Origin of the sequence: Streptomyces phyllanthi (assembly GCF_009377205.1) — a bacterium.
Lineage (GTDB): Bacteria > Actinomycetota > Actinomycetes > Streptomycetales > Streptomycetaceae > Streptomyces > Streptomyces phyllanthi.
The window spans coordinates 1-10,088 of sequence record NZ_VJZE01000343.1; the positions used below are offsets into that span (position 1 = coordinate 1).

8 protein-coding genes and 1 pseudogene are annotated in these 10,088 nt (G+C 70.5%); 4 read left to right on the top strand and 5 right to left on the bottom strand.

Features of this window, described 5'->3' with window-relative positions; translation table 11 throughout:
- The 3 genes and pseudogenes from FNH04_RS33370 to FNH04_RS33380 all read left to right on the top strand — a co-directional run.
- Positions 1–158: pseudogene (locus tag FNH04_RS33370) on the top strand (LLM class F420-dependent oxidoreductase); the annotation flags it as partial.
- Between the two features lie 85 nt (positions 159–243).
- On the top strand, positions 244–1,806 hold the full coding sequence (locus FNH04_RS33375) for a glycosyltransferase family 39 protein (protein WP_152789590.1): 1,563 nt from the start codon (positions 244–246) through the stop codon (positions 1,804–1,806).
- Between the two features lie 64 nt (positions 1,807–1,870).
- Complete coding sequence (locus tag FNH04_RS33380) at positions 1,871–4,459, top strand: bifunctional FO biosynthesis protein CofGH (protein WP_152789591.1); 2,589 nt, start codon at positions 1,871–1,873, stop codon at positions 4,457–4,459.
- 99 nt (positions 4,460–4,558) lie between these two features.
- Here FNH04_RS33380 and FNH04_RS33385 read toward each other — a convergent pair whose 3' ends face one another.
- The 5 genes from FNH04_RS33385 to FNH04_RS33405 all read right to left on the bottom strand — a co-directional run bounded on the left by FNH04_RS33385 (position 4,559) and on the right by FNH04_RS33405 (position 9,028).
- On the bottom strand, positions 4,559–5,380 hold the full coding sequence (locus tag FNH04_RS33385; RefSeq protein WP_152789592.1) for a hypothetical protein: 822 nt from the start codon (positions 5,378–5,380) through the stop codon (positions 4,559–4,561).
- Between the two features lie 151 nt (positions 5,381–5,531).
- Positions 5,532–6,092 carry a DUF2165 domain-containing protein gene (locus tag FNH04_RS33390; RefSeq protein ID WP_152789593.1) on the bottom strand — a complete coding sequence of 187 codons (561 nt, stop codon included), beginning with the start codon at positions 6,090–6,092 and terminating at the stop codon, positions 5,532–5,534.
- Positions 6,093–6,318: 226 nt separating this feature from the next.
- Positions 6,319–6,513: a hypothetical protein gene (locus FNH04_RS33395; protein ID WP_228031760.1), complete on the bottom strand. Its 195-nt coding sequence runs from the start codon at positions 6,511–6,513 to the stop codon at positions 6,319–6,321.
- A 156-nt stretch (positions 6,514–6,669) separates the two neighbouring features.
- Entirely contained in the window at positions 6,670–7,131 is a 462-nt protein-coding gene (locus tag FNH04_RS33400; protein ID WP_152789594.1) for a prevent-host-death family protein, read from the bottom strand.
- Between the two features lie 457 nt (positions 7,132–7,588).
- On the bottom strand, positions 7,589–9,028 hold the full coding sequence (locus FNH04_RS33405) for an FG-GAP and VCBS repeat-containing protein (protein ID WP_322724588.1): 1,440 nt from the start codon (positions 9,026–9,028) through the stop codon (positions 7,589–7,591).
- A 226-nt stretch (positions 9,029–9,254) separates the two neighbouring features.
- Here FNH04_RS33405 and FNH04_RS33410 point away from each other — a divergent pair.
- The coding region (locus FNH04_RS33410; RefSeq protein ID WP_322724589.1) for an ADP-ribosylglycohydrolase family protein at positions 9,255–10,088 on the top strand (834 nt) is incomplete at its 3' end.

Sequence of the window (10,088 nt, forward strand, 5' to 3'; positions counted from 1 at the left end):
CCGGGGACCTGTGCGTTGTGCCGTACGCCGTGGTGCCCACGCCGGGCAAGCTCGCGCACTACGCGGAGCTCGGCTGCCCGGAGGTCGTGCTCCAGCTGCCGCCGGGCGACGAGGCGGAGGTGCTGCGGGTTCTCGACGACTATGCGCAGTACGTGTGAGGCGAGGCAGCTCCGTTGAGGTGACAGGGGTTTTCGGTAAGGAGTCGAAGCCGGGCCTAAGATCGTAAAATATTATAAATAGGGCATGCGTACGGCGAATCTCCCTGTTGACGAGCCCCGCCCTCCGCTTCCGGCCGAGCGAATCGCGGAGGTTCCCGACGGCACCCCACCGGACGGCAAGGACTGGGGTCATCGCCTCGCGACCGCCGGGTCGGTCCTCGTCCCCGCCGCGGTCATGCTCCGGCTCGGCCTGTGGGGACTCGATCGCGGCACCATGTGGCGCGACGAGTCCGCGACGTACCAGATCGCGCGGCGCTCGCTGCCGGAGATCCTGCGCATGCTGGGCAGCCTCGACGCCGTACACGGCCTCTACTACCTCGTCATGCACGCCGTACTGGCCGTCCGCGCCGACGAGGTGACGCTCCGGATGCCGTCGGTGATCGCCGGAGCCTGCACGGCCGGGCTGGTCGCGGCGATCGGCTGCCGGCTGGCGCGGCCCCGGGTCGGCCTGTGGGCCGGGCTGCTGTACGCCGCCACGCCCTTCGCCACCCACTACGCACAGGAAGGCCGCTCGTACGCCCTCGTCGCGGCCGGGGCGGCGCTGGCCACCTGGTGTCTCCTGGTCGCCGTCGAGCGCCGTGCCGTCCGGTGGTGGGCCGCGTACGTGGCGGCGGTCGTCATCACGGGCGCCCTGCACGAGTTCGCGCTGCTGATGCTGGTGGCCCATGGGACGACGATGCTCTTCACCCGGCCCCAGGAGCCGGTCCGGCGGGCGTGGGCGAAGGCGGCGGGCACGGCGGTGGCGCTGCTCCTGCCGCTCGTCGTGCTCTCGTCCCTGCAGAGTGCCCAGATCTCGTGGATCCAGGAGCCCGGACCCAAGGACCTGGGACTTCTCGCCCTGCAGTTCGCGGGGCCCGGCGTGCCGGTACTGACGGCCAGTCTGGTCCTCGCCCTGACCGGCCTGCTGCGCCGCCTGCCCCGCACCGGCCCGGTGGGGCTGACCGCCGTGGCCCTGCCGCTCGCCCTCCTGCCGGTGGTTCTGCTGTTCCTGGTCTCCCAGGTCAAGCCTGTGTTCGTCGACCGCTACCTGTTCTTCGCGTTCGCCGGAGTGCCGCTGCTCGTCGCCGCCGGCCTGGAACGGCTCCTCGGCATCCTGCGTGCCGCCCTGTGGCGGCCCGTCGTGACGACCGTGGGCGTGGCGGCGATCGCCGCCATGTTCTGGTGCCAACTCCCCTTCCACGAGAAGGAACGCCGGAAGGACAGCCGCATCGACGACCTCCGGGCGGTGGCCGCCCACGTGGCCGCCGAGGCGCGCCCGGAGGACGCGGTGGTCTACGTCCCCGCGTACCAGCGGCACATCTCGCTGACCTACACCCGGGAGTTCGCCGGGCTCCGGGACACGGCCCTCAAGAGCAGCGCGGCCGCCTCGGGCACCCTGTACGGCGAGGAGTTCGATGGCGAGGAGATCGCGAAGCGCCTGAGCGGCGAGAAGCGGGTGTGGGTGGTGGCGTGGCCGGGCGCCTGGGATCAGGACTGGTTCCGGGAGGACCCCAAGATGAGGGCGCTCCAGCGCGGATTCCAGCTGGTCAGGAGCACGCAGTTGAAGAGCGGGCTGGTGCAGTTGTACGTGCGGGCGCGTCCCCGCTGAGCGGGAACGAGACGACCCGGCCGCCAGTGGACGGCCCCGTGTCGGCCGCTCGTATGCTCGGGGAATGGCGACGACCGAGCAGAACGGAACGGCAGGACCCACGGCCAACGCGATGCGGCGGGCGCTCAGGCGCGCCCGGGACGGCGTAGCCCTCGACACCTCCGAGGCGGCCGTCCTGCTGCAGGCCCGCGGCGAGGATCTCGAGGACCTCGCCGCGTCCGCGGCCCGGGTACGGGACGCGGGGCTCGCGGCGGCGGGCCGGCCAGGCGTCATCACGTACTCGAAGAGCGTCTTCGTCCCCCTCACGCGGCTGTGCCGCGACAAGTGCCACTACTGCACCTTCGTCACCGTGCCCGGCAAACTGCGTCGCGCCGGGCACGGGATGTTCATGTCCCCGGACGAGGTGCTCGACATCGCCCGCAAGGGTGCCGCACTCGGCTGCAAGGAAGCCCTGATCACCCTCGGCGACAAGCCGGAGGACCGCTGGCCGGAGGCGCGCGAGTGGCTGGACGCGCACGGCTACGACGACACGATCGCGTATGTCCGGGCCGTCTCCATCCGGATTCTGGAGGAGACGGGACTGCTGCCCCACCTCAACCCCGGCGTCATGACCTGGACCGACTTCCAGCGGCTCAAGCCCGTGGCCCCCTCCATGGGCATGATGCTGGAGACCACCGCCACCCGCCTGTGGTCCGAACCCGGCGGCCCCCACCACGGATCCCCGGACAAGGAGCCGGCCGTACGCCTGCGCGTCCTGGAGGACGCCGGACGCTCCTCCGTCCCCTTCACCAGCGGCATCCTCATCGGGATCGGAGAGACGTACGAGGAGCGGGCCGAGTCGCTGTTCGCGCTGCGGCGGATATCCCGCGCCTACCACGGCGTCCAGGAGCTGATCATCCAGAACTTCCGCGCCAAGCCGGACACCGCGATGCGCGGCATGCCGGACGCGGAGCTCGACGAACTGGTCGCCACGGTCGCGGTCGCCCGGCACATCATGGGCCCGGCCGGCTGCATCCAGGCGCCCCCGAACCTCGTCGACAGCGAGTACGCCCGGCTCATCGGCGCCGGTATCGACGACTGGGGCGGGGTGTCCCCGCTCACCATCGACCATGTGAACCCCGAGCGCCCCTGGCCCCGGATCGAACTGCTCGCCGAGCAGTCCCGCGCGGCCGGTTTCGAGCTGAGGGAACGTCTCTGCGTCTACCCGGAGTTCGTCACGCGCGGCGAACCCTGGCTGGACCCACGGCTCCTGCCGCACGTACGGGCGCTGGCGGACCCGGAGACGGGGCTCGCCCGTGAGGACGCGACGGTCGAGGGCCACCCGTGGCAGGAGCCCGAGGAGGCCTTCCAGCCCTCCGGCCGTACGGACCTCCACACGACCATCGACACCGAGGGCCGCACGTCCGACCGGCGCGACGACTACGACGAGGTGTACGGCGACTGGGACGCCCTGCGCGAGGCGGCCGCCCCCGGTATGGCACCGCAGCGCATCGACACCGACGTACGCCAGGCCCTGCGCACCGCGGCCGACGACCCGACCCGGCTCACGGACGACGAGGCGCTCGCCCTGCTGCACGCGGACGGCCCGGCGCTCGACGCCCTCACGCGGATCGCCGACGACGTACGGAAGTCCGCGGTCGGCGACGACGTCACGTACATCGTCACCCGCAACATCAACTTCACCAACGTCTGCTACACCGGCTGCCGTTTCTGCGCCTTCGCGCAACGCCGGACGGACGCCGACGCGTACACACTCTCCCTGGACCAGGTCGCGGACCGGGCGCAACAGGCGTGGGACGTGGGCGCCGTCGAGGTGTGCATGCAGGGCGGTATCCACCCGGACCTGCCCGGTACCGCGTACTTCGACATCGCGAAGGCGGTCAAGTCCCGCGTCCCCGGGATGCACGTGCACGCCTTCTCCCCCATGGAGGTCGTCAACGGCGCCACGCGGACCGGCATGTCCGTCCGTGAGTGGCTGACCGCCGCGAAGGAGGCGGGCCTGGACACGATCCCCGGCACGGCCGCCGAGATCCTCGACGACGAGGTCCGCTGGGTCCTGACGAAGGGCAAGCTGCCGACGGCGACCTGGATCGAGGTCGTCACCACCGCGCACGAGCTGGGCATCCGCTCCAGCAGCACGATGATGTACGGCCATGTCGACCAGCCCCGCCACTGGCTCGGCCATCTCCGCACCCTGGCCCGCATACAGCAACAGACCGGCGGTTTCACGGAGTTCGTGACGCTCCCGTTCATCCACACCAACGCGCCGGTGTACCTGGCGGGCATCGCGCGCCCGGGTCCGACGACCCGCGACAACCGCGCGGTGACGGCCATGGCCCGCCTCCTCCTCCATCCGCACATCCGCAACATCCAGACCAGCTGGGTGAAGCTCGGCACGGAGGGCGCTGCCGAGATGCTCCGCTCCGGTGCCAACGACCTGGGCGGCACGCTGATGGAGGAGACCATCTCCCGGATGGCGGGCTCGTCGTACGGCTCGTACAAGTCCGTCAAGGACCTGATCGCGGTGGCGGAGCGGGCGGGCCGCCCGGCGAAGCCGCGGACGACGCTGTACGGGGAGGTCCCGGAGGAGCGGCAGCGGGCGGCGGCGGTGTCGGACGGCCATCTGCCGGAGCTGCTGCCGGTCCTCGACTGAGAGGCAGTCGACTGAGAGGTCGCCGACTGAGAGGTCGCCGACTGAGAGGTCGTCGACCGAGAGGCCGTCGACGGGTGAAGCGCCGGTCACATGGCCGGTTCAGGCACGGCGCTTCAGCCGGTCCACCTGGCGGGTGATCTCCGACCACGCCTTCCGCAGGTCGGAGTGTTCGGACTCCGGGCGCCGCGCCCGGAGTTCCCGCCAGGTCGACTTCGGGCAGCGGCCCTTGGGCTTGTCGCTGATGAAGTCGTCGTACGGCACCCTGCGCGCCGGGAGGCCGACCTCGATGTAGGGCTCCTTGTCCGACCCGTCGTTCCAGCCGTGGTTGGGCATGCGGATGTGGTCGGACCGATGGGACTTGTCCTGGCTGGTGATCTGCATGACCTCCGCGTACCGCAGCCGGTTCCGCATGATCACGCAGTAGTGCTTGTCCACGGTGTCGGAATCCCGGTACGGCACCATGGCGAGCCAGACCTCCCCGGCCGCCGGACGGCGACGGCCCCCGTTGAAGCCACCCCTGTCCCACCACAGCAGCGCCCGGTGGTGGGCGAAGGCGACACCGCCCGCCATGAGGGGCACGAAGGTGCTGTAGTTCCCGTCCGGCGCGTCGGCCTTCGTCTCGGCCCAGGCCGCGGCCACCCAGGCGAGGACGACCAGGGACGCCGTACGGGCGAGGAAGACCCACCACTGGTGAGGGCGGGTCCGGCTCGCCAGGAGGACGACGACGAGGGCGGCCACGACGGGTATGCCGTACACGCCCGCGGACTCGCCCGGGCCGGGCTGCTTCGAGGCGGGCAGGGACTCCGGATCGGCCACGATGAACGGCAGGGCCAGCGTGGAACCGACCATGCTCCACAGCACCAGCAACAGGAACCAGGCGATGGCGACGCCCAGGCACGAGCTGTTGTTGCCACGCCTCACGGCTCCCCCCCGTCTCCCAGTACCGGCAACATGATCCACAGCTGTGGACGACGGAGGAACGGGGGAATTACGTACTCCTCCGGTACGTAATGCGGTGGTGTGCCGGACGCCACGCCTCCCGGCAGCGAGGCCCGCCGTGCGTACCGGTCGGCTACCGCCCGGCCGTACTCACGCCGGAGGCGGGACGCTCGCCGTCCGCCGGGAGATGGATGACCAGAAGGACGACCCCGCTCAGCGTGAAGACCCGCATCGCCGCGTCCAGCCCGTTCCAGTCCGCCGACTGCCACATCACGAACCACTCGCCGCCGATCCCTATGAACCCGGCGCCGAACAGCAGCATGAGCATCAGCAGCCCGACCGTGGAGACACGCCGCGCCCGGTGATGGTCACGGCGGACCCACAGGTACGTGGCCCAGATCAGGACGAGAGCCGCGACCGTCTCCCACACGATGATGGCGACGTACGCCGCGTCCTGGATCGCCCGCGACTCGATCGCGCGCCACATCAGGTCCTCGTCCTTGAACGTGGTGTCCATCGCGAACACGTGCCGCACGAACTGCTGGTTCGTACCGAAGTCGGTGATGTTGCTGAAGGCCACGAGGGCGATGTAGAGGGCGACCGTGGCGGTGAGGAGGGTGGAGGCGAGGGGAAGTATCCCGGCCGAGGAACGCGAGTCCGGACGGCCGGCCTTGGGCTTCTGAGTTGTGGTCATGGCTTGACTATGTCCCGGTGGGACGCGTCAACCCCAGGTAATTTTCGGGGTGTTGGGTGAGGCAAGCGCCGGGCTGGGCTCGGGGCCGGTGGGAAACAGGCGGAGGAGCCCATGGCCGCGGATACGCCCCGCCACCGCGTTCACCAGTGAGCCGGTGATGAGCGTGCCCGGCGCCCCGCACTGCGACCGCCGCCGACGCTTCCCGGCGTGGGAGCGCCTCAAGGAACTACTCCGTGTCCTTGGGGTGGCGGGTGGACGCATACACGAGATGGACGGTGCGGCGTGCTTCGTCGACGAGGTACCGCACGCGGCCGCCTGCCGTCACCTCGTATTCCCACTGGGGATACTCCTGGCCGCCGAGGCTACCCGTGGCCAGACGCCCGCGCAGCCGGTGCTGACGGTCGGGATCCGCTCGGGACATAAGGTCGCCGTCGCAGCGCCTCGAAGCAGCGCCGTGTGTTGCCCGGCGCTTCTGCACCCAGCTCACCCCACCCCTTCGCTGCCTCGTTCGTTGCGAATCGCAGGCGCCGTTCCTCGGCCACCGGCGGTGGGGCGACGTCGTCGCCACGCTTGGGGCTCACGGCGCGGTCACCTCGCCGTGGTCCTCGTCCGGCAGCCGACGGGTGAGCTGCGCGGTGAGCTCGGGGTCGGCCAGAACACGCGCGGTCGCGCGCCATTCGACGACGACACGGTGAAGGTTGGCATGGACATCCAGCTCGGCCGCGTCGTGTGTGGCGTCGATGAGCTCGGCCACGAACTGCTTCAGCTCGTCTGCCGACAGGTGACGGACCCACGGAAAGACCGAGGGGAGCGCACGCAGTATGGCCCGCTCACCGGCATCGCTTCGGACGAGTGCGGCGAGAAGGCGGGCCGTGATGTCCGCCGTCTCCTCGCGCTGCTGGTCGTGGCGCGCTGTGGTGAGGTAGAGATCCTCGCCGTCCCGACGCGTGATGTGCACACGCTGAGCCCGGTCGAGTGTCTCGGCGACGCGCTTCGAGTTCTTCGAGAGCTCGGAGAAGGCGACCGTGGGAGTGGACATGATCCGACGTTACTTCGGAACGTATTCCGAAGTCAATCGGCGGACGGCTGTCCGAGGTCTCAGGCCTCTGCCAGAATTCAGATCCATCGACGCCCCTGTCTGCGTACGAGCCGTACGACCGCCACCGGGTCGTTACTGTGCAGCGTAGGAACGTGCGGCCACGCTGAGTGACGTCGACTGAAAACCCCTTCGCCAAGTCACCGGCAGCGCGTACCGCGCAGTGGGTCAGTCGTCCGTCATTCGTAAATGCGCTCGATTTGCTTACCGTTGAGTTCTGCGTGGTCCGCCCGAAGGAGACCCTCATAGGCTGGCTTGCCCGTGATCCCGCCGCCTGCCTGCCCTGCCTGCCCTGCTGGCCGGGCTGTCCGCTGACCGAGGTGTCCGAGGCCGAGGCCCCGCCGTCGGATGCACGGCGGGGCCTCGGCACTCCTTGCTGCCAAGCGGATGCGTCAGGGCCTCACCTGGCGAAGCCCACCCCGAAGAACGCCTCCTTCTCGGGCGCGCCCAGCGCGGCCGGTCCGAAGGACGTGATGTTGGTCGTCGTCAGGCCCGCCTTCGAGCCCCGGAACACCCACGCGGCGCCGGAGTTCTGGTACGTGCCGTCCTCCGTGGGGGCGGAGACGGTCAGGTCGGCGCGGTTGTTGGTGTTGACGTCCGCGAGGGTCACGGACGCGCCGAAGTGGTCGAGGGTCTCGGAGGCGCCGGGCACGCCGGAGGTGGACTGGTTGAACGCCTGGGCGCCGCTACCGGTCAGGCCGGACGCGCTGCCCTTCAGCAGGACCACCGAGCCGGCGTCCTTGATGGAGCCGATGTCCTCGCCGGGGACGCCGACCGCGATGTCGGGATAACCGTCACCGGTGACGTCGCCCGCGGCGAGGGAGTAGCCGAACTGGTCGCCGTCGTACTGCTCGTCGGTGATCGGAGCCGACTCGCCCGCGCCCGGGACGCCCGCCGTGTCCTGGGTGATCTTCTTGGTACGGGTGCTGGGGCCCAAGGAGCTGCCGTAGACGACGCGGACGGTGCCCGCCTCGTAGCTCATCGTCTCGGAGACGGCCTCCACCTCGCGGGAGACGTAGTCGCCGTAGCCGTCCTGGTCCACGTCGGCGATGACGCCGCCGACGGTGTAGTAGCCGGTGGTCTTGTAGGTGGAGCTCACCCCGGTCGATGTCCCCGGCCACCAGCGGGACTTGTACGACCTCTCCTCGAAGCCGTGGGTGGTGACGAGGTCGTCCTTGCCGTCGCCGTTCATGTCGCCCGCGGCGATGTCCCAGGTTTCCTGCCGCTCGTCGACCGGCAGGGTGGAGGTGTCGGCGGGCACCCCGGAGCGGGAGAACGGGCCGAGGCGGATCTGGAGGCCTTCGCTGCTCTTGACGGCGAGGTCGCCCTTGCCGTCACCGTTGAAGTCACCGCCGACCACGTCGTAGACGGCGCCGGCGAGCGTGGTGGCCTTGCTCAGGCCGGCCGCGGAGCCCCACAGGATCGCGGAGCTCTCCTTGTTGTAGCCGCCGACCACGAGGTCGCTGTAGCCGTCCCCGTCGAGGTCGCGGGCGGCCGTGGCCATGCCGAAGTTGTGCGAAGCGCTCGCCTCGCCGGGTATCAACGAGGTGGCGAGGGAGAGGTTCTGCGGGTGCGCGGTGTCGGCGCCGGCCGAGGAGCCGTACACCACCGACACGTAACCGGCGTTCGCCGTGCCCGCGACGGTGGCGTAGGGCGCGTTGATCACCAGGTCGGCGTAGCCGTCGCCGTTGAAGTCGGCGATCGGCGCCTTCGTGGCCGCCGCGGCCGGCGCGACGGCGGCCAGGGGGGAGGCCAGCAGGGCGGCGACGGCGGCCGCGCACAGGGCGACGGTACGGCGGCTCGTACGACCGCTCGTACGGCGGCTGGTGCGAGAGGGCACTGATGTCTCCGGAAGATGAGGCTGAACACGTCTGTCGTTCATGTTTGACCGTTTGGTGCGCGAAAAGTTGTGGCGTACGGAGCCATCGGGATGAGAGCGCGCTCCGAACTGGATGTTCCTGTTCGATTACAGTGCTGGACTGTTGCTGGACTTGTGAGCCGACGCCGTGGTGCCGATCGGCGTGCGGAGTGGCCGGAGGACGTGGGACCGGCGGGGAGGAGACCTCGTGGGTGCGAACGCCGGGGCCGTGTGGGGGCGCGTCGAACAGCAGGACTTCCGCAGCCGGGTGCGCGGGACGCTGCTCGGGGCGGCCGTCGGGGACGCGCTGGGCGCCCCGCTCGACGGGCTCAGCCTGGAGGAGATCCGGGCGGCGTACGGTCCGGAGGGGCTCACCGATCTGGCGTCCGCGTACGGCAGGCGTGGCGCGATCACCGATCTCACGCAACTCACCCTCTTCACCGTGGACGGACTGATACGCGCCCAGGTGCGCCGTGACACGGGTGCCTGGCATCCGCCGACGGATCTGCACCGGGCGTACCTCAGATGGGCGGCAACCCAGCGGGACTGGGGACCGGACGAGAGACGCAAGGACGACGGATGGCTGGCGCGGGAGGAGTGGCTGTACGCCCGCCGCGATCCCTCGCGAGCCTGTCTGCTCGGCCTCGGTGACGGGACCATGGGCACGCTGGACGCGCCCAAGAACCCGGGGGAGGCGGGGCCGGAGGCGGCCGCGCGCTCGGCCCCGTTCGGGCTGCTGGTGGGGTGGGAGGCGCAGCTGGTGGCGCAGCTCGCGGTGGAGTGCGCGGCGCAGACGCACGGGCATCCGACGGCGTATCTCACGGCGGGGGCGTATGCCGTGGTCGTGCATGCGCTGGCGCGGGGGGAGAGTCTTGACGCGGCCGTTCAGCAGGCGCTGGTACTGCTGGCCGCCCGGCCGGGTCATGAGCCGGTGAGCGTCGCTCTGCAGCGTGCCCTGGGTGCCGTACGGCAGGGGATGCCGTCGCCGGCACGGGTCGAGGAACTTGCCGGGGACGGTACGGCGGAGGGGGCGTTCGCGGTG